Origin of the sequence: Anaerotruncus sp. AF02-27 (genome assembly GCF_003465835.1) — a bacterium.
Taxonomy (GTDB): domain Bacteria; phylum Bacillota; class Clostridia; order Oscillospirales; family Ruminococcaceae; genus Anaerotruncus; species Anaerotruncus rubiinfantis.
The window spans coordinates 18765-38441 of record NZ_QSBX01000014.1 but is presented as its reverse complement, the minus strand read 5'-3'; the positions used below and the strand labels follow the sequence as shown (position 1 = coordinate 38441).

Here is a 19677-nt window from a genome sequence, read left to right as displayed (position 1 = left end):
CTTCATCAGATCCGCCCCCTCCGGCTTCCGGGGGGAGCCAGACCCCCTTTACCACTCGGCGATCGAACCGTCCGCATGCCGCCAGACGGGGTTTTTCCATCCGTGCGGGTTCTTCGCTTCCTCCAGCACCAGTTCCTTATTGATCTCCACGCCGATGCCCGGCTTTTTCGGCAGGCGCACATAACCATCCACAAAGTCCAGATCCTCTTTGTTCAGAATATAATCGAGCACACCGGCGCCTTTATTATAATGGATGCCCATACTCTACTCCTGGATCACCGCATTGTGGCAGGTGGCATCCACCTGCAGGCAGCAGCAGAGCGCGATCGGGCCGAGCGGACAGTGCGGCGCCAGCGCCACATCGTACGCCTCTGCCATTGAAGCAATCTTTTTCACCTCAGTGATGCCGCCCGCGTGGGACAAGTCGGGCTGGATGATGTCGGCATAGCCCTGCTGCAAGAGGCGCTTGAAATCCCAGCGGGAGAAAAGCCGCTCGCCGGTGGCGATCGGGATATGCGTGTTGCGGGCCACATCGGCAAAGCTCTCCATATCCTCGCAGAGCACCGGCTCCTCAATAAACATCAAGTCGAACTGCTCGAGCTTTTTTGCCAGCACCTTTGCCATCGGACGGTGCACCCGGCCATGGAAATCGACCGCGATGCCGAAATATTTCCCAGTGGCTTCCCGGATCGACGCTACCCGTTCGAGCACCGCGTCCACTTTATCATAGGTGTCTATGTATTGGAGTTCCTCGGTCGCATTCATTTTGATCGCGGTGAAGCCCGCCTGCTGGCGTTCCTTCGCGGCCGCGGCCACATCGCTGGGCCGGTCGCCGCCGATCCAGGAATAGACCCGCATCCGGTCCCGGCAGGCTCCGCCCATCAACTGGTAAACCGGCGCGCCAAAGAATTTTCCCTTGATGTCCCACAGCGCCTGGTCGATCCCAGCGATGGCGCTCATGATGACCGGGCCGCCGCGGTAGAACCCCGCGCGGTAAAGCTTGGTCCAGATGTCTTCAATCCGCATGGGATCTTCACCCAACAGGTAGGGTTTCATTTCCTCCACACAGGCAAGAACTGTGGCGGCTTTTCCTTCGACCACAGGCTCGCCCCATCCAACGAGCCCACCGTCGGTCAAAATCTCGACAAATCCCCATCTTGGGCGAACTTGATAGGTGTTTACCTCGGTAATTTTCATCTAATTTTCCTCCCTGTTTTGTTCTATGAGGCCCGATCTTTCAAATACCAACAGGTAGTATATTGGTTTAATCTTATTATACCTGTTCCCATCAGCACTTGCAATAGAAGAAGCAGAAAAACAACAGGGGGTTTTTTGTTTCCCGTTTCGCCGACAGGGCTTCCGCCTTTCCTTTCGTAAATCAGAAAAGAGAAACCGGACCGCCCAAATGGGCAGCCCGGTTTCTCTATAGGATGTAAAAATAAGAAGGTATCAATGTTTACGCCTGTCCACAGACTTCCAGGCAGATGCTGGCGTTTCCGGCCGCGCACTTGACGAGCATGTCGATATTCACGCGATCTTTCGGACGGTGGGTATAAATTTCTTCACAGCAGGAATAGCCGATGGTCGGAATCCCCAGATAGCAGAAGGTATAGGCGCCGTCGGTGCCGAAATTCCATTTGTCAAATCCGGGATTCTGGCCCAGCTTTTTGAGGGCGGCCACCGTCTTGACCACATACGGGTTATCCTGTTCCACCAGATAAGCCGGTTTATCCATGTTCTCGTCCTCTTTGAGGCCGGTGTAGCTCGTATGGGACAACACCCTCATATTGGCGGTCACGTTAATCTCCGGGTCCTTCTCCTTGCATGCGGCGATCACCCGGCGGATATCCGCGAGAACCCCTTCCGCGCTTTCACCAGGAATATACCGGCGGTCGATCCATACGCGGCAGACATCCGGGACCGTGCTTCCCCAACCCGGCGTGCAGCTGATGTGCGTGACCGATTGGGTGGATTTCCCGAGGAAGGCATCCTCTTTCATATCCTTTTTGAGTTCTTCCAGAGCCGCGAGGACCGGAACCATCTTGTCAACCGCGTTGCCCCCCAGCCACGGGGCGCTCGAATGGCTCATAACGCCGCGGCTGATGAGTTCGATCTCAGTGCGGCCGCGGTGGCCGAGGTAGACATCCAGCGAGGTGGATTCGCCAAGCACGCCCAATGCGATCGGAATCTTTTTGAGATAGCCTTCACAGAGGTGCTTCATACCCCACATGTCTCCCGGCTCCTCATCGATGACAAAGGTCAGCAGCACATCACCCTTGAGCCGGATGCCCAGCTTCTTGAGAATATAGACGCCGTAAACCTGCGCAGCCATCGCGCCTTTTGTGTCAGAAGCGCCGCGGCCATGGATATAGCCGTCAGCAACCGCACCGCTGTAGGGCGGATATTCCCAGTCATCCGGGTTGCCGGAAGCAACCTGGTCCATGTGGCAGTTGAAAAGAATGTTGTCCCCGCCGCCAGTACCTTTATAAATGCCGACAACATTCCCATAAGGATCGGTGAACACCTCGTCAAAACCGAGTTTGGCCAGCTCTTCGGTGATCAGCTTTGCAACATTCTCCTCATGCTGCGATTCGCTCGGAGTCTGCACCAGACGCTGCACAAAGCTGACCATTTCTTCGCGGAAAGCTTCGGCATATTCGGTGATCTGTTCATAGAGTTTTTCCATCGACAAATTCTCCTCCTGTTAGAAAACTAAAATTGGTATCAACAGCCGAAAAAGTTCACAACCGGCTAAGTGACCAGGCCAATTTTCAAAAAATAAACCCACATCAAATCTCTAACACTCTGTTTTATAATTTAACATCTCAGCTAACGATTGTCAATAGTTTTTAAAAAAATAAACTTGATAAATCACATTTATGCAATGTAACCATAATCCTGTTCCTTCCGGGAAAGCCCAGCGGATAAAGCCGATTGACAGCTTGTAACAAGAAAGTTATAATAGCAGATGTTATGACCTGTCCGCAGTGCGAATACACAGAAGGAATGGTGCGCACAATGCCAAACTTGAAACCCATTGTGAAAAAAACAGTCGTCGACGAAATCATCAACAGTGTTGTCGAAATGGCTAAATCCGGAAAAATACAGCCCGGCAACCGCTTCCCCAGCGAACGGACGCTCGCCGACCAGTGGCAGGTGAGCCGCGCTTCCGTGAGCGAGGCAATGCGGGCGCTGGCCTTTTCCAATATTGTCACCATCAAGCCCGGCGACGGCATTTATCTCAATGAAATTCCATTTGATGCAATGGAAGCCGGCATGACGACAAAAAACACTTCCCTCATGCGCGAGCAGTCCGACCTTTTGGAATGCCTGAAAGCCCGCCGTGCCCTGGAGGGGCAGATTGCACAGCTTGCGGCGATCCGCGCCACCGAGGAGGATATCGCCACACTGCAGTCGCATATGGATAAGATGCTCGCTCACCTGTCCGATTCGGAGGAAGATCTCAAAATCTATGTGGCGGAAGATTTTGCTTTCCACCAGGCGGTTGCCCAGGCGGCACAAAACCCCTATCTTTACAAAGCGATTAACGCGATCTGGCAGGCGACCCATCGCTGGATCTATCGGATGACCGTCATCTCCGCGGGCCGTGCCGAGATCACTTCCCAGGAGCATAGCGCGATCTTTGGGGCGATCAAGGAGCGGGATCCCGCGGCAGCCGACCGTGCCGTCGAAATCCATTTGCAGCGGATCATGAACCGCTATCAGGATTACTTCGACACGCAGACGCAGGAGAAAAATGAGCCGAAACGCAGAAAAAAATCCCAGGATGCTTTGGCCGGGAAATGAAAAAGACACCCACGGATTCTTCTGCAAGCACCTTCGCTTAGCCGTCCCAAGGATCGCTTACCCACCACATTGGCAACTGTAAAATAAATTTGATCTTTTTTCTGTATGGTTTCCCGCCGCATTGCAGATACTATCTGCGGGGTGATTCTATGAAACCATATGAGGACCTTTATAACCTGATCGCTCAGAGCCCGCAGGCTCATCAATTTTTTACCACTTTGCCCGATAATGTGCGGGACGCTGTGAGCTGGAGGGCCAAGGAACTTCATTCTTTGGGCGACCTGCAGCAGTGCGCGCAGGAACTGCTCAGCGATTATGACTAAAAAAGGCGGCGCCGCTTCCATAGCGGCGCCGCCTTTTTTCCTTTTACCTTCCGATGACCTCTACCTGGAATCCTTCCATCACGTCGAGAGCTTTGCAGTTGGACGCAGGGTCCATGCAGGACGTGCCCTTCGCATCCACCACAACCCGCGCCTCCGGCAGCGCGGCCTTTGCCAGCGCGGCGTTCGAAATGACGCAGATATTCGAGACAAGCCCGCAGAGCTCAACCTCGTCATATTGCCCAGCGCGCAGATAGTCAAACAGCTCCGCTGACCCGAACGCAGGCTTTTTAAACACCCGGTCACCCGGTTTTTGGCAGTGTGCGACCGCGCCATAAAGCTTCCAGCCATCCGTGCCGTCAATGCAGTGGACGATCGGGAGTTTCCTTCCTTCCTGGGTCGAAAGGTAATTGTCCCCATGCGTGTCAAAGGTAAATGCCACTTCGCCGCCTTGGGCACGGCAGGCGGCGATCTTTTCACAGATCGGGCCTTCCAGCAGCTCCGCGCCCGAAAAGCCGAGCGCCCCATCCACAAAATCCTTTTGGTAATCCACAACGACCAGCAATTTTTTCATCAGAACCGCCCCTTTCAAAAAAAGCCGGACAACCGTCCGGCTTTTCAATTTTAGATTTCATATACCTTGACCTGATTGTTGATCATGGCCACCGAGATCCTGCGCGGCGGATTAGTGCCTTCCACCAGGCAGGAAGCAGTCCCAAACGCCGCCGCAAGCTGCAGCGAACGCTTGAGGTCATATTTGTAGTCATGCGCGATGATGAACCCCGCGAGCGCCGCGTCGCCGGCGCCGATGGTGGACTTTATTTCCGACAGCTCCGGCACATCCGCCTTGTATGTAACCTCGCCGTCAGTGTAGAGCGCGCCCTCGGCGCTCAGGCTCACGAGCACGTGCCGGATACCCAGCCCGGCGAGCCGCTTGGCCGCGCAGACAACCTCCTCGAGGCCATTCAGTTCGTGTCCAACCAGCGCGCACAGCTCCGCATAATTTGGTTTGATGACCCAGGGCTGGATCTTCGCAATGTTCTCGAGCGTTGCCGACTTGGTATCAAGTGCGATGGAACCGCCGTTTTCCCGGATAAATGAACAGATTTCGCAGAAGATGTCGTCGGTCACGCCCTCCGGCATGGCTCCCGCGACCACCACCAACGTAGCGGGTTCGATCTCCTCCGAAAGGGCGATCTCCAGCTCGTTGATTGCGCGAGAAGTCAGCCTGGGGCTTTTGCGCACCAGGCGCACCGACCTGCCCTTCGGGTCCACGATGTTGATGCTCTCCCGAAGGCGTCCCTCGGTATAGATGACGCGTGTGCTGACATTTTCGTCCTTGAGGCGGTTGAAATAGCGCTTGCTGTTCTCTTCCCCGGCGACGATCAGCGCAGTGTTCGCGATACCGTAGCTCTGCAGCACACGGGATACGTCAACCGCCTTGCCCGCCGCGTCATACAGTTCGCTTTCCACCATGATGTCCCCGCCGGGTTCAAAATTTTCCACATAACAGGTGATATCCGCCACCGGGTTTAAGGAAAGTGTGATGATCTTTTTGAATAGCATACGACACCCACCCTTACATTGGTTCGGAATTTATTCCCGCGGTTCCCCTTCTCCGCCGGATTCCTCCGGCTGCCGCGGCTGAGCGGGCTCAGACGGTTCGCTGCTGGCGGTTCCACCGGGCTGTGCGGGCGGCTCGGACGAGGCTGTCTGCTGTTTCGCAGCGTCCTCGGCAGCCTGCCGTTCCTCCTCTTTTTTCTGCGCGGCGGAGAAGATTGAATAGTCCGGTTTTTCAGGCAGCGGGCGGCCTTCCATCATTGCCGCGAATTCGTCGCCCTCCATTTTTTCGTTCTCGAACAGGAATTTTGCCACTTCATGCAGCTGATCCATATGCTCGGTCAGGATATCCCGCGCGCGTTCGTAGGCGGTGTCGATGATCTCGCGGATTTCCGCGTCGATCTCCGCCGCAACATTGTCCGAATAGCTCGGCGTGCTCGAGAAATCACGGCCCAGGAATACTTCGTTCTCATCGTGCCCATAGACGATCGGTCCCAGCTTCTCAGAGAAGCCGTACCGCATGATCATGTTGCGGGCAACTTTTGTAGCGCGCTCGATGTCATTCGACGCGCCGGTGGAGATGTCCTCCAGCACCAGCTTTTCGGCCATCCGGCCGCCGAGCAGGGTGACGATGTCATCGTTCATCTCACGCTTGGTCACATAGGATTTGTCCTCGCCCGGCAGGGAGAGCGTATAACCGCCCGCCATGCCGCGCGGAATGATCGAGATCTGGTGCACCGGGTCCTGCGTGGGCAGGTAATAGGTACAGACCGCATGGCCCGCCTCGTGGTAGGAGGTGAGCTTTTTGTCCTTCTCGGTGACCACATGGGATTTCTTCTCCGGCCCGGCGATCACCTTGATGGTCGCCTCCTGGATCTCCGCCATGGTGATCGCCTTGAGGTTCTTCTTAGCCGCGAGCAGCGCGGCTTCATTGGTGAGGTTTTCGAGGTCCGCGCCGGTGAAGCCAGCCGTCGAGGCCGCGATGACCCGCAGGCTCACGTCCGGGGCGATCGGTTTGTTGCGGGTGTGAACCCGCAGGATCGCCTCACGGCCCTTGATATCCGGGTATCCGACCATGATCTGGCGGTCGAAACGGCCCGGGCGCAGCAGCGCCGGGTCGAGGATATCGCGCCGGTTGGTGGCCGCGATGACAATGACGCCCGAGTTGGTGCCGAATCCGTCCATCTCGACGAGCAGCTGGTTCAAGGTCTGCTCACGCTCGTCGTGTCCACCGCCAAGGCCCGCGCCGCGCTGGCGGCCGACCGCGTCGATCTCATCGATGAATACGATGGCCGGGGCGTTCTTCTTCGCCTGCTCGAACAGGTCGCGCACGCGCGACGCGCCGACACCGACGAACATTTCGACAAAATCGGAACCGGAAATCGAGAAGAACGGAACGCCCGCCTCGCCCGCTACCGCTTTCGCAAGCAGGGTTTTACCGGTTCCGGGAGGGCCCATCAGCAGTACGCCCTTGGGGATGCGCGCGCCGAGCGCGTTAAACTTGCTGGGGGCCTTGAGGAATTCGACAACTTCGACGAGTTCCTCTTTTTCCTCCTCCGCCCCCGCGACATCCGCGAAGGTGACCTTTGGGCCTTCGTCCGGCATGCGGGGCTTGGCCTTGCCAAAGCTCATCACGCCGCCCGCGCCGCCTCCGCGTGCCTGGCGCATCATCATCACATAGAAGAAAATGAGCGCGCCCAGCAGGAGCAGGGATGGCAGCATGGCGACCCACCACGGCGTCTCCTTTGGACGGATAAAGTTGACGGTCATCTTCTGATCGGGATGCGCCTCATTATACTGCTGGATGTAGGTGGGCGACCCGTCGTAATGGTCGTAATAAACGTCCGTCAAAAAGAGGTTTACATTCGGGACCTTGTAATCCGTCAGTTTCCTGTCGTCCTGGAAGGTGGCGTTTAAAACGCCAGTACCCAGATCCAGTTCAAACTCCTTGATCTCCTGTCTTTCAAAATACCCGATCACCTCGGAATATTTCACGGTAACAGGCGTTGTCTGCAGCGAGGAGAGCAGCAGCGTCGCCATCAGCATCAGCAGCAGAAATACCGAGATGTATACGCCAACGCCCTTAGACCTTTTGTTCAATCGTGGTTCACTCCTGTCATTTTGCGTATCATGATTCTTCTATAGCATGCGGCTTATTCGCCGTAAACTTCCGGTTTGAGCACGCCGACATACGGCAGGTTACGGTACTTTTCCGCGTAGTCGAGGCCGTAGCCCACAACAAACGCGTCCGGCACCTCGAAGCCCTTGTAGTCGGCGAAGATATCCGCCGCGCGGCGGGAAGGTTTGTCAAGCAGGGTCGCAATTTTGATGTTGGTCGCGCCGCGCTGCAAAAACAGCCCTTTGAGATAGCTCAGCGTAAGCCCGCTGTCGAGGATATCCTCCACAATCAGGATATTCACATTCTGGGGATTGATGTCAATATCCTTGATTATCTTAACCACTCCCGAGGTTTTTACCCCGCTGTGGTAGCTCGATACCGCCATAAATTCCACTTCGAGCGGAATGTCGATCGCGCGGATCAGGTCGGCCATAAATATAAACGAACCCTTGAGCACGCCAAGAACCAGGAGGTTTTTCCCCTTGTAGTCCTCGCTGATCTGTTTTCCAAGCTCCTGGACCTTCCGCCGCAGTTCCTCTTCGCTGATGAGGACCTTTAAAATATCATCCTTCATTGCCGCTTCCCTCCGTCGTTTCGGTACTGATGGCAAAAGTCAGCACCGTTTTGGTCCCGCCGTCAATTTTGACCCGTTCGTCCGCGCCGATTCCCTCACAAAAAAGCACGCCTCCGCTGTCCGCGATGACACACAAGCTCTCACGGCCTGCGAGCATAAGCTCGTTCATCAGCTTTCGGAGCGGTTTTGAACATCCCCGCCCCACTGGCCGGATCCGGTCGCCGGGCGCGCGGGAGCGCAAAAAAATATCAGTTTTTATTTTATCATAATCCACCGCGTTTTTTAAGACCGATTCGGTATTGTTCTCAAAAATTTCATAATCTGCACAGTTTATGCGGGAAAATTCTATCGTTTTCCCACAGCCGAGCGGTACGCGCAGCCCATCGAGCGCTTCCTTTTGGAATTGACAGGCTTTAAGCGGCCCGACCCGGTGCCGTTCCCGGCGTTCCAGACGCAGTATGCCCCTTTGCACCGTCACATAATCGCCCCGACCGACCTGCAGAACCGATTTGCCTTTGCCGCCAAGCATCCCTTCTATAAGCGCAATGCGTTCCGCGCTCCGCTCGATCCCATTTGCCGCGAGCAGGTCCGCGATCACCCGCGAACGAATCGCGGGATGCCGCGCGGCAAGCGCCAAAGCGTCAATCCCGCCTTCCTTTGCGAGACGTTCCCGCTCCTCTCTCGCCTGGCCGGCCAGATAATCGGCGTCCTGCCGCAGCGCGTCGGTCATCCGGCCGATCGCCGTGAGCGCCGCCGGGTTCACCCGGTTGAGCTGCGGAAGAACGTTTTGGCGGATGTGGTTTCGGGTGTAGTCACAGGAGAGGTTGGTCGAATCGGTCACAAAGCAGAGCCCATGGTCATAGCAATACTGTTCGATCTCCGCCCGCGAACACGCGATGAGCGGCCGGATAAGGTAATCCCGCACCGGTGGGATGCCCGCGAGCCCGGCAATTCCGGTGCCGCGCGCGAGGTTCAGCAACACCGTTTCGGCTGTGTCCGAAAGGGTGTGGGCGGTGGCAACCCTGCCTCCGTGCTGCTTCTGCAGCGCGGCAAAAAAGGCGTAGCGCTCATCGCGCGCCGTCTCTTCAATCGAGGTGCCGCGTTTGCCCGCGAGCGGGCGGATCTCCACCCGCTTCACATCGAGCGGCACGCCGTATTCCTGGCACATGGTACGCACGAGCTGTTCATCCCGGTCGCTTTCCTCCCCACGCAGACAGTGGTTCAGATGACAGGCGCGGACAGTCAGCGAAAGGCCGGCAAGCGAACACAAAAAATCGAGCAGGGCGACCGAATCCGCGCCGCCCGAAACGGCTGCAATCACCGTGTCACCCTGCCTGAGCATTGCGAACTGTTCAATTGTGGCTCTCGCCTTACGGTTCATCACGCGATAACTCCAAATTGGTAAATCTTGTGTAGCGGTTGTCCCAGCCAAGCTTGACCGTGCCGACTTCACCGTGGCGGTTTTTTGCCACGTCGACATCAACCACGTTGCGCTCCTCCGCCTCTTCCCGCTCGTAATAGTCCTCGCGGTAGAGCAGCAGAACGATGTCCGCATCCTGTTCGATCGAACCGGATTCACGCAGGTCGGAAAGCATCGGCTTATGGCCGGCGCGGGATTCCGGACCACGGGAAAGCTGCGAAAGGGTGATGAGCGGAACGTTCATCTCCTTTGCCATGATCTTGAGGTTTCGGGTGATCTCCGAGACTTCCTGCACGCGGTTGTCGATCCGGCGGCCGGAGGACATCAGCTGCAGGTAGTCGATGATCACAAGGTCAACTTTGCGCAGCCTTCTGAGCTTCGCTTTCATCTCACCCACCGTGATGCCCGGCGTATCGTCCATATAGATCTCCGCTTTCGAGAGCACCTGGGACGCCATTGCGATTCGCACCCAGTCGTCCCCCGTGAGCTCGCCGGTGCGCAGGCATTTGCCCTCGATCGACGCCTGGGAGGAAAGCAGCCGCTGCGCGAGCTGTTCGTTGCTCATTTCGAGTGAAAAGATTGCAACCGTCTTGCCGGACTTGACCGCCACGCTTTCCGCAATGTTCAGCGCAAACGAGGTCTTTCCCATGCCGGGGCGCGCGGCGACCAGGATCAGGTCGGTGCGGTTGAGCCCGGTGATAACATGGTCGAGCGCCGGGTAGCCGGTCGAAATGCCCTTATACTTGTCCCGGTCCTCCCCGGACAGGTGCTGGAGCGTTTCATAGGTTTCGGTGATCGCCGTCCGGATATGCTTTAACGCGCCCGAACTGCGCCCCTGGCGGATTTCAAAGATATTCTGTTCGGCTGAGTCGAGCAGCACGTCCGATTCAGCCTGGCTTTCCTGCGCCATTCCGATGATCTCCTGCGAAGCGGTGATCAGCCTTCGGACGTAATATTTTTCGCGCACGATCCGGCAGTATGCCTCGACGTTCGCCGCCGAAGGCACCACCTGCGCGAGGTTGGTCAGATAGATTTTGGCGTCCTCATCGGTCTCAAAGATGTTCTCCCCTTTGACCGCGTCAAGGACGGTGATGAAGTCCATCGTGCGGCTGCCGTTAAACATGGCGGCCATCACTTCAAATATCTGCTGGTGCTGCGGGCGGTAGAACGCCTCCGAACGCAGGTTTTCGAGCACGACCGGGAAGCAGGAAGCGTCGATCAGCACCGCGCCGAGCACGCTTTGCTCCGCTTCGAGGCTGTAGGGCATCTGCTGGGCGTACTGCCCGTCGAAATCTGCCAATGCCCGCACACCCCTTCCGTTTCGTTCTTTCACTTAGTCCGCTTCTCCCACGACCACATACATACTCGCAGTGATGCTTGGATAAAGCTTAAGCTGCGCCGTATAGCTGCCGAACGCCTTGATATCGCCTTCGAGCACAATCTTGCGTTTATCGACATCCGCGCCGAACTGCTTTTTGATCTCCTCCGCGATCTCCTTCGAGGTGACCGAGCCGAACAGTTTGCCATTCGCGCCCGCTTTCGCGGTCAGCTTGACCGTCTTGCCTTCAAGGCGCTTCGCCAGATCCGCCGCGGCCTGTTTTTCCACCTCGATCTTGTGGGCGGCGGCCGCCTGCTTGGAATTGAATTCATTCATGGCCTGCGCGTTCGCTTCAATCGCAAGCCCGCGCGGAATCAGAAAGTTGCGGGCGTACCCGTCCGAAACATTGAGCAGCTCGCCTTTTTTGCCGCTGCCCTTAACGTCCTGTTTGAGGATGACTTTCATGTTACATTCTCCTTCTATCTTAAAAATTCGTGTTGCCAAAGCTGCTTCTTTCTTTTTTCTCTTGTAAAAAAGAAAGAAGCAAAGAAATCATACGCCGAAAACGGCACAAGCCCGGATTGCACGCTCCGTAAAGCGCCCAAAGGCAAACCGCGGCAAAAACGCTCTTATTTGCGGGAGTTTTCCTCGAAATAGGCGTCGATCGCGCCGACAAGCAGCTCCTTCGCCTTTTCGGCGCCGATCCCGGTCATCTGCGCGCCGGCCATCGTGAGGTGCCCGCCGCCGCCAAGTTTTTCCATAATGATCTGCACATTGATCTGGCCCATGCTGCGCGCTGAGAAGGAAATCCCGCCGTTCAGCTCAAACACCAGGAACGAAGCCTGCACACCGGTGATATTGAGCAGTTCGTCCGCCGCCTGCGCCGCCGTCACCTGGATGTCCTCCGCGTCGCCGTGATCGGTCGAAACGGCAATGGCGCATCCCTTATAAATCTGCGCGTTGGCCACCAGCTTCGCTTTGCGCTGATACGACTGCATCGGGCTGGCAAACAGCCGCCGCACCTCCACCGTGTCTGCGCCGATCTTGCGCAGGTAGGCCGCGGCTTCAAAGGTGCGCACGCCGGTCTTGATGACAAAGTTTTTGGTATCGAGCATGATGCCCGCCAAAAGCGCTTCCGCTTCCATGCGTCCCAGACGGAATTTCTCTCCGAAATACTGCACCAGCTCGGTGACCATTTCGGACGCGGAGGAAGCATATGGTTCATGGTAAAAGATCACGGCGTTGTCGATGTGGCCGACCATCTTGCGATGGTGGTCGATGACGACGACCGTCTTGCAGGCCTCATAAACGTCGCTTGACTCCAGAAACTGTTTAATATGGGTATCGCAGATGATGAGCAGCGTCTTTTTGGTGACGAGTGAAAGCGCTGTTTCCGGTTCAATAAAGACATTTGTATATCCGTTTTCCTCGAGCTTGCCGAAAAGCGGATCGACCAGATTCGCATTGCGCCGGATGCAGATATAAGCGTCCTTACCCATCAGTTTCGCGGCTTTCGCAATCCCCACCGAGGCGCCGAAACAGTCGAGATCCGAAAGCCTGTGCCCCATGACGATCACATTGTCACTGCCGCCTATGAGTTCCGCCAGCGCGGTGGCGACGATCCGGGTCTTGACCTTGGTGCGCTTCTCCACGCCGCTCGACACGCCGCCAAAAAATTCATATCCCGACGCGCTGCGCACAGCGGCCTGGTCGCCGCCGCGCCCGAGCGCCATATCGAGCGCCTGCCGCGCGAACTGTTCGCTTTCCGAAAGATTCGCCGCGTCGCGCCCCACGCCGATCGAAAGGGTAGCGGCAACGCTTCCCTCGATTTGGATATTGCGCACCTGCTCGAGCAGCGCGAACCGCGCGGAGATGATCCCCTGCAGGTTGCGCTCCTCGATCACCGCAAGAAAGCGGTCGCGCTCGGTGCGCAGCATCAAAGCGCCGCTCTCGGTCAAGAACTTGCTCACGACATATTCAATCTGCCCCATGACGCGGGTGCGTTCATTGTCCTTGAGGTTCTGAGAAAGCTCTTCATAGTTGTCAACAAGCAGGATCATCACCGAAGGCCGCGTCTCGAAATATTCGTCCGCATACCGCCGCAGCTCGGTATTTTCAAAGAAATACACCATATAAAGTTCGCTGTCCCGGCTGACGGCGCGCACATTGTACGCCACATAGCTGCGGCCCTTGTAGACGACCTCATGCCCTTTTTCCGGGCATTTGCGGGTCACGTCCAGGCCGGGCGCGACCGACTGGATGCTCTTTGCATAGACGTTTTCGTCCTCCAGGACATGGTTCTGCGCGAGCCGGTTGCACCAGAGGATCTCTCCTTCCCCGTTGCAGACAAACACCGGGATTGGGAACGCGAGCAGCGCGTCCTGCTGGACGGTCGTCAGCGCGCGGCCCATCTCGATGAGGAAGGTGTTGATATACCTGCGGATCACATACAGCTGCCAGAGGATCAGCCCGGTGCAGACCAGTGTCACGCCAAGGCAGATGTAAAACAGCGGCAGGCTGAAAAACAGCGACGCCAGCGTCATTGCCACGCAGCATCCGGTCACGATATACAAAATCGGCCGGAACAAATTTACGTTCTTTTTCACAGTGAAACCTCATTCATCACAATGTCGATCAAAGTGGGAAAGGCCGCCATCCTGCGGGAAAGGCCCGCAAAGACCTATGAACCCTATTATCCTGCTTATTATATCACGATCCGCTTTTGGTTGCAATCTTTAGAATCTTTTGCGGCGAAAATGCGGCGAAAACCTTGACAATCCCGTCCCATTCCGCTATACTTGTAACTACTAAATTACTATTTTACTAATTTACTAAAGGAGAGCCCTTATGAATATCCCAACCACACTGAAACACAAGCCGGTCATTGTCGCGGAGGATTATGAGCAGATCGATGGCCGCAGCGCCTATCATTCCGATGCCAAAGGGCTTTCCCTCGGCCTTGCCCAATGGAACGACCGCGGCAAACTTGACATCTCCGCCAAAGTCTGGCGCTATACCGGCGAGAAATGGTCCCGCCAGTCGGAGGAGCTGCCGCTGCATCGGGTCGTCGATCTTGCCATCCTCATCTGCCGCGCCAGGCTTTTCTTCCGGGAGGAGAGCTACCGTTTTCCCAAGGGCTACGATCCCGAAAAGCCTGTCATCGACCGGGTCGGGCTGCAGGGTGACGCCATGACCGTTTCGGTCTGCACTGAAAATCCCATGATCGATGAGGACATGAAACTTTTTTCCCAGGCGCTCGCCCAGGACGACGAACTGCTTGGGGAACGTCTCGCGGTCCTCGCGCGTATTTTAAAGGAGCTGAATTACTGATGGATTCCCACAAAAAGGACCTGATCAACGCCTACAAACAGCGGCCGCTGTCCGGCGGGGTCTATGTCATCCGCAACACAGAAAGCGGCCGCTACCTGCTGCAGGCGGTGACCAATCTCGAAGGCAGCCGCAATCAGTTTCAATTTTCTCAGATGACCGGTTCCTGCGTCAGTATGAAACTACAAAAGGATTGGAACCGCTTTGGCGGAAAAGCCTTTGTTTTTGAGGTTATCGAGGAACTCACCCAAAAGGAGGACCAAACCCCGGAAGAATTCAAGGCCGATCTCGAAGCGCTTGGGGAACTCTGGGCCGAAAAATTCGACCCTGCCCTTTCCTATTAAAAGAAAACCACCGCCCGCGGCAGAACCGCGGGCGGTGGTTTTCTCTATTCAGGCCCACCAACCCCGGAAGGATGGGGCCCATAGGGAAGGGCGGGCCGCCCTTCCCCATGAGGCGCATCGCGCGGTCGTTCGCCAGCGGCGAACGGGCGCCGCAAATGACATGCGCCTAGATTTCCTGGATCACAGGCAGGATCATCGGACTGCGTTTGGTGCGGCTGTAGAAATAGGAGGACAGCGCGTCGCGCACCTGGTTTTTCAGGGTGCCCCACTCATGGACATTGTTTCTGCGGCATTCCTCAAGCGCCTGACGCGCGATATTTTTCGCTTCGGAAAGCATATCCTCCGCCTCCCGCACATAGACGAACCCGCGGGAAACGATATCCGGGCCCGAAATGATCTCGCCGGTGCGCTGGTCGATGGTGGTCACCACGACGATCAGCCCATCCTGGCCGAGATGCTTGCGGTCGCGCAGCACGATACTGCCGACATCGCCCACGCCGAGCCCGTCGACCAGCACGCGTCCGGACGGAACGGTCTCGTCGGATTTGACCGATACGCCGTCCAACTCGAACACCTTGCCGTTTTCGCCGATAAAGACATGGTCGGAATCCATGCCCATTGCCAGCGCAAGGCTCGCGTGCCGCTTGAGGTGCTTGAATTCGCCGTGCACCGGGAAGAAGAACTTCGGACGGGTCAGCGCCAGCATGATCTTGAGTTCCTCCTGGCAGGCATGGCCTGAAACGTGTACCTCGTACATCCGCTCATAAATCACATCCGCGCCCAGCCGCATCAGCTCATTGACCACGCGGCCAACCGTCTTTTCATTGCCGGGGATCGGGGTGGCGCTGATGATGATGAAGTCGCCCGGGCTGACGCTCACCTTGCGGTGGTCGTTGGTCGACATACGCGAAAGCGCGCTCATTGGCTCGCCCTGGCTTCCGGTGGTGATGATCACAACCTGGTCCGGACGGTACCGGTTCAGGTCATCGATGTCGATCATGACATCTTTGGGCGGGGTCAGATAGCCCAACTCGATCGCGGTCGCAACCACATTGACCATGCTGCGTCCGGAAACCGCTACCTTGCGCCCGTGTTTGGCGGCCGCCTCGCAGATGAGCTGTATCCGGTGGACGTTTGAGGAGAAGGTCGCCACGATGATCCGTTTTTCGGCAGCCTGCTTGAAGAGCTTGTCGAAGCTCTCGCCAACGGTGCGTTCGGTCGGGGTAAAGCCCGGCCGTTCGGCGTTGGTCGAATCGGACAGCAGCGCGAGCACGCCGTGGCTGCCGAGTTCGCCAAACCGCGCAAGGTCGATAATATCCCCGATGATGGGGGTGTAATCAATTTTAAAGTCGCCGGTCTGAATAATCACGCCGGCAGGGGTGTGGATAGCCAGCGCGACCGCGTCCGGGATCGAATGGTTCACCCGGATGAACTCGACTTCCATGCAGCCGAGTTTGATCGTCTCGCGCGGCGCGATCTGCACCAGCTTGACCTTGCCGTAAAGCCCGTGCTCCCGCAGCTTGTTCTCGATCAGGCCGATGGTCAGCTTGGTGGCATAAACCGGGACGTTGTACTCCTTCAGGAAATACGGCAGCGCGCCGATATGATCCTCATGCCCATGCGTGATGACCACGCCGCGCAGCCGGTCGCGGTTCTTTGCGATGTAGCTGAAGTCCGGCAGCACCAGGTCGACGCCGAGCATCTGCTCATCCGGAAAGGTCATGCCGCAGTCCACCAGGAACATATCCCCCTGGCATTCGTAGGCGGTCATATTCTTGCCCACCTCGAGCATACCGCCGAGCGGGATGATCCGTACCGGGGGCTTGCGCTGCTCCTTCGCGCCTTTCTGACCCTTTTTGCCCTTTTTTCCGCCAGGCGCAGGGGCCTGGATCGCCGTCTCCTGCACCGGCGCTTTTGCCTGTGCAGGTTTTGCGCCGCGGCGGTTCTGTTTCGGAGCTTCCGGTTTCTTTTCCGGCTGCTGATTTTTCTCAGCCTGCCGTTCGGGCTGTTTTCCAGCCGACGGCTGTTGGGGCTTGGCGGATTTCTTTTTCTGCTGCAAAGCTGCGTTCGCGGCAGGTTTATTCGCGGGCTCCGCTTTATTGGCTGCAGAGACGCCCGCCGTACTGTTCTTTTTGCGGCGCTGCGCCTGCTTTTCGGGCTGTTTTACCTGCTGCGGCTGCTCCGGGGCCTGCGTTGCGGGCACATCCGGCTGTTTGGGCAGCGCCTTTTGCAGCAGTCGGGCCGCGACGTCTTTTACCGCCGCCTTGGGCTTTTTCTGCTTCGGCTGTGCATTCCGTTCCACAACCGAACGTTTCTCCAGAAAATCCAACCCGAGCTCGAGCTGTTCTGCTGTCAGCTTCCCGCCGACTTTTTTTTCATCTGTCACAAAATTTACCTCCGTACATTGTGCAATTATTCTTTTTAAGCACAAGAAAAATGAACCCATCCGCTCCGCGTTTTTTTATTCCGAACAAACGCAAATGCAAAAGATAGGCGATCCTAACGTGCGATATTCAGTTAACCGATCCCGGCCGGGGCAACCCACCCGACCGGCGATTTAGGAAACTTGCGAAAACCGAACACATCATTACTGTATATTTTAACCTTTCTCATGTTCCTTGTCAAGCAAACCGGAGAGCCTGCGGGAAACGTCGTCGCACAGCTCCTTTGCGGTTTCCCAGTTCGCCGCCTCCGCGAACACCCGGATCGCGCCCCCCAGTTTGCGCGGACGCAGCAGTACCACGCCTCGGTCCTGCCGCAGCAGCACCCCTTCCCCGGCCTGTTCAGGGGAAAGCCCCGCCAGAATCCGCGCGGGCGGCAGGTCGATCTGCACCACCGCCTCTTCGGTGGAAAAGGCCGGGATCATCGCATCCAGTTCCCGCAGGCTGATCCCATGCCTGCGCATGTAGTCAAGCAGGCTCACCGAAAGCATCAGCCCGTCGCGCATACACTGCTGCTTCGCGGCAATCTTCCTGCCTTCCGAGTCACTGCCGTCCGCCGGACAGAGCAGGTACCGGTAGACCCTCCGGCCGCGCTGCGCGGCAAAAGCCTCGAGCGCGCGCGGGAAGTCGTTTTCCACCGCCACGTCCCGCTCCTGTTCAAACTGCGCCATACACCATGCGGCGGCCGCCCGATGTCGGCTGACGGACACATTGTCCTGCGCAAGAGCCAATGACATCCCGTTCTCCGAAATGTTCAGCTGAATCCCGCCGCCTGAAACATCGCACCCGAGCTTTTGCAGCACGTCGGTAAGAATCCGCCGCACCGTCTTATTCTCGGAACGCACCGAGGCCGACATTCCGGAAAGTCCGTCCGGCGCGAGCCGCAAAAGTTCGGTCAGGTACATCACGCCGATGCCGGACATATCCACACAGTCCCCGTACCCCTCCTTTGGCGCGCGCGCAAACTCCCCGCGGGAAAGCGCCTGTTCAATCTCCCGCTCGATTTTCCGCGTTGCGGGAAGGCCCGCGTCACAGGCCACCTTGATCGTGCTCTGTTCGCCCGCGCAGAGATAAACGCCCAGCCCCAGCGCATTATAGGCCATCGCAAATCCAAAGAGCGCTTCAAACGCCCCGCCGAAATCAAGAACCGGCGTGCCCGTTGAACGGATACCCGCGATCAGCGCGGCGCCGAGCACTTTTGAGCATCGAAGGTCGCTTGTCGCAACGCCGACCGCCCGGCCCCTGGCAATGGTGCCGACCGCGCAGCCGACCCGGACCGCAACCTCCGGTGTGATCTCCACGCCGATTTCCCCGCAGAGCCCTTCGTCGTCAAACGAGCAGGCCGCGCCGCCGCGCGCGGTGATGTGATCGGAAACAACCGACCCGTCATTTACCTTCGCGCCGCCCGCAATGCGCACCCCCGCGCGTACGACCGCTTTCGCGCCGATGACCGCCCCTTCCCCGACCGCGGCGCCTTCGAGCAGGGTCGCTTTGGACTTGACCGACGCATCCGCGCAGACAACGCTTGAAAGCACGCCCGCGCGCGCCCCGATTATACAGCGCGGGAGCAGCACCGCTTCGCTGACCGTCGCGCCGGACGACACCGTCACCCCATCGTCGAGCACGCTGCCCGCGTTTACAACCGCGTTGTCCCCAATCTGCACGCCCGCGCCGATATAAACCGGCGGGATCAGTTCATATTTGCCGGAGGGCCGCCTGCCCGCCAGGATATTCCCCGCGTAGTCGCGTTCTCCCGCCAGATGGCACCGCACCTTCCCGTCGAGCAGATCCTTCTGCGCGCGCCGGTAGGCCGAAAGATCCCCGATATCACACCAGTAGCCCGAGAGCGCGCAGCTTTGCAGCAGCATCCCGTCCGCGAGCATCCGGGGAAAGAGATCGGATGCAAAATCATATTTTTCCCCCTCCGGGATCATATTGACCGCCTCGGGAGACAGAATATAGATACCTGTGTTTGCCAGCTCACTGGTCGCCTGCGCAAACGACGGTTTCTCGACAAACCCGGTGATCTTTCCGGATTCGTCCGCGAGCACCAGACCGTATTCCCGCGGGTCGCCGACCTTGGTCGTTACGAGCGTCACCGACGCACCGCTTTTTTTGTGCGTTTCAACCGCTTCCTGTAAAGGGAAATCGCAAAGCGCGTCTCCGCTGATGATGAGCACCGGTTCGGCCGTTTCGCCCACCGCGTGCTTCACGCTGCCCGCCGTACCGAGAGGCGTATCTTCTTCCACGAACGAAAGCGCCATCCCCGCAAAATCCCCTTCCGGGAAATGCGCGCGGATCACTTCCGGCAGGTATTGCAGGGTCAGGATGCTTTCAGAAACCCCGTTTTGAGCAAGCAGTTCCAAGATATATTCCACGATCGGCCGGCCACAGAGGCGGGCCATCGGTTTTGGCAGGCGTTCGGTCAGCGGGCGCAGCCGTGAACC

At 57.5% G+C, this 19677-nt stretch carries 15 protein-coding genes and 1 pseudogene; 4 read left to right on the top strand and 12 right to left on the bottom strand.

What is annotated here, in order from left to right:
• Window positions 1–48: 48 nt before the first annotated feature.
• Both dgoD and DWV16_RS11625 read right to left on the bottom strand, forming a co-directional pair.
• A pseudogene (gene dgoD, locus DWV16_RS11630) lies at window positions 49–1197 on the bottom strand (galactonate dehydratase).
• A gap of 259 nt (window positions 1198–1456) precedes the next feature.
• Window positions 1457–2686, bottom strand: a complete 1230-nt coding sequence (locus DWV16_RS11625) for a YgeY family selenium metabolism-linked hydrolase (RefSeq protein WP_118479381.1) — start codon at window positions 2684–2686, stop codon at window positions 1457–1459.
• A gap of 332 nt (window positions 2687–3018) precedes the next feature.
• Here DWV16_RS11625 and DWV16_RS11620 point away from each other — a divergent pair, with 332 nt between their 5' ends.
• Together DWV16_RS11620 and DWV16_RS19075 are read left to right on the top strand one after the other, a co-directional pair.
• On the top strand, window positions 3019–3807 hold the full coding sequence (locus DWV16_RS11620; protein ID WP_066458029.1) for a FadR/GntR family transcriptional regulator: 789 nt from the start codon (window positions 3019–3021) through the stop codon (window positions 3805–3807).
• Between the two features lie 149 nt (window positions 3808–3956).
• Window positions 3957–4130, top strand: coding sequence for a hypothetical protein (locus DWV16_RS19075; RefSeq protein ID WP_154018877.1), 174 nt, complete (start codon window positions 3957–3959; stop codon window positions 4128–4130).
• A 43-nt stretch (window positions 4131–4173) separates the two neighbouring features.
• Here the strand turns inward: DWV16_RS19075 and DWV16_RS11615 are convergent, their stop codons facing one another.
• From DWV16_RS11615 to DWV16_RS11580, 8 genes are all read right to left on the bottom strand, one after another.
• Complete coding sequence (locus DWV16_RS11615; RefSeq protein WP_118479417.1) at window positions 4174–4701, bottom strand: cysteine hydrolase family protein; 528 nt, start codon at window positions 4699–4701, stop codon at window positions 4174–4176.
• Between the two features lie 50 nt (window positions 4702–4751).
• Window positions 4752–5693 (bottom strand): 1-phosphofructokinase family hexose kinase, encoded by a 942-nt coding sequence (locus tag DWV16_RS11610; RefSeq protein WP_066458020.1) that lies wholly within the window; start codon window positions 5691–5693, stop codon window positions 4752–4754.
• Window positions 5694–5723: 30 nt separating this feature from the next.
• Window positions 5724–7733 carry an ATP-dependent zinc metalloprotease FtsH gene (ftsH, locus tag DWV16_RS11605; RefSeq protein ID WP_118479415.1) on the bottom strand — a complete coding sequence of 670 codons (2010 nt, stop codon included), beginning with the start codon at window positions 7731–7733 and terminating at the stop codon, window positions 5724–5726.
• A gap of 107 nt (window positions 7734–7840) precedes the next feature.
• Window positions 7841–8380: a hypoxanthine phosphoribosyltransferase gene (gene hpt / locus DWV16_RS11600; RefSeq protein ID WP_066458018.1), complete on the bottom strand. Its 540-nt coding sequence runs from the start codon at window positions 8378–8380 to the stop codon at window positions 7841–7843.
• Window positions 8370–9761 (bottom strand): tRNA lysidine(34) synthetase TilS, encoded by a 1392-nt coding sequence (gene tilS / locus DWV16_RS11595; RefSeq protein ID WP_158572856.1) that lies wholly within the window; start codon window positions 9759–9761, stop codon window positions 8370–8372. Before tilS ends, hpt begins: the two co-directional genes overlap by 11 nt.
• Window positions 9751–11067, bottom strand: coding sequence for a replicative DNA helicase (gene dnaB, locus DWV16_RS11590; protein ID WP_066460382.1), 1317 nt, complete (start codon window positions 11065–11067; stop codon window positions 9751–9753). The genes tilS and dnaB overlap by 11 nt, the downstream gene beginning before the upstream one ends.
• 66 nt (window positions 11068–11133) lie before the next feature.
• Window positions 11134–11583 (bottom strand): 50S ribosomal protein L9, encoded by a 450-nt coding sequence (gene rplI / locus DWV16_RS11585; RefSeq protein WP_118479377.1) that lies wholly within the window; start codon window positions 11581–11583, stop codon window positions 11134–11136.
• A 164-nt stretch (window positions 11584–11747) separates the two neighbouring features.
• Window positions 11748–13724, bottom strand: coding sequence for a DHH family phosphoesterase (locus tag DWV16_RS11580; protein WP_066458010.1), 1977 nt, complete (start codon window positions 13722–13724; stop codon window positions 11748–11750).
• Between the two features lie 241 nt (window positions 13725–13965).
• Here DWV16_RS11580 and DWV16_RS11575 point away from each other — a divergent pair, with 241 nt between their 5' ends.
• Together DWV16_RS11575 and DWV16_RS11570 are read left to right on the top strand one after the other, a co-directional pair.
• Complete coding sequence (locus tag DWV16_RS11575; RefSeq protein WP_066458008.1) at window positions 13966–14448, top strand: DUF6530 family protein; 483 nt, start codon at window positions 13966–13968, stop codon at window positions 14446–14448.
• Window positions 14448–14789 carry a GIY-YIG nuclease family protein gene (locus DWV16_RS11570; protein WP_066458007.1) on the top strand — a complete coding sequence of 114 codons (342 nt, stop codon included), beginning with the start codon at window positions 14448–14450 and terminating at the stop codon, window positions 14787–14789. Before DWV16_RS11575 ends, DWV16_RS11570 begins: the two co-directional genes overlap by 1 nt.
• Before the next feature lie 166 nt (window positions 14790–14955).
• On the opposite strand, the gene DWV16_RS11565 is transcribed toward DWV16_RS11570, so the two are convergent.
• Together DWV16_RS11565 and DWV16_RS11560 are read right to left on the bottom strand one after the other, a co-directional pair.
• The gene (locus DWV16_RS11565; protein ID WP_243007322.1) at window positions 14956–17175 is read right to left on the bottom strand and encodes an RNase J family beta-CASP ribonuclease; all 2220 of its coding nucleotides are present in this window, start codon (window positions 17173–17175) and stop codon (window positions 14956–14958) included.
• Window positions 17176–17388: 213 nt separating this feature from the next.
• A partial coding sequence (locus tag DWV16_RS11560) for a sugar phosphate nucleotidyltransferase (protein ID WP_199719785.1) occupies window positions 17389–19677 on the bottom strand: 2289 nt, incomplete at its 5' end.

Coding starts and splice junctions, on each gene's coding strand:
- DWV16_RS11625 (WP_118479381.1), bottom strand. CDS start 2,686: ATGGAAAAACTCTATGAACAGATCACCGAATATGCCGAAGCTTTCCGC.
- DWV16_RS11620 (WP_066458029.1), top strand. CDS start 3,019: ATGCCAAACTTGAAACCCATTGTGAAAAAAACAGTCGTCGACGAAATC.
- DWV16_RS19075 (WP_154018877.1), top strand. CDS start 3,957: ATGAAACCATATGAGGACCTTTATAACCTGATCGCTCAGAGCCCGCAG.
- DWV16_RS11615 (WP_118479417.1), bottom strand. CDS start 4,701: ATGAAAAAATTGCTGGTCGTTGTGGATTACCAAAAGGATTTTGTGGAT.
- DWV16_RS11610 (WP_066458020.1), bottom strand. CDS start 5,693: ATGCTATTCAAAAAGATCATCACACTTTCCTTAAACCCGGTGGCGGAT.
- ftsH (WP_118479415.1), bottom strand. CDS start 7,733: ATGCTGATGGCGACGCTGCTGCTCTCCTCGCTGCAGACAACGCCTGTT.
- hpt (WP_066458018.1), bottom strand. CDS start 8,380: ATGAAGGATGATATTTTAAAGGTCCTCATCAGCGAAGAGGAACTGCGG.
- tilS (WP_158572856.1), bottom strand. CDS start 9,761: ATGAACCGTAAGGCGAGAGCCACAATTGAACAGTTCGCAATGCTCAGG.
- dnaB (WP_066460382.1), bottom strand. CDS start 11,067: ATGCCCTACAGCCTCGAAGCGGAGCAAAGCGTGCTCGGCGCGGTGCTG.
- rplI (WP_118479377.1), bottom strand. CDS start 11,583: ATGAAAGTCATCCTCAAACAGGACGTTAAGGGCAGCGGCAAAAAAGGC.
- DWV16_RS11575 (WP_066458008.1), top strand. CDS start 13,966: ATGAATATCCCAACCACACTGAAACACAAGCCGGTCATTGTCGCGGAG.
- DWV16_RS11570 (WP_066458007.1), top strand. CDS start 14,448: ATGGATTCCCACAAAAAGGACCTGATCAACGCCTACAAACAGCGGCCG.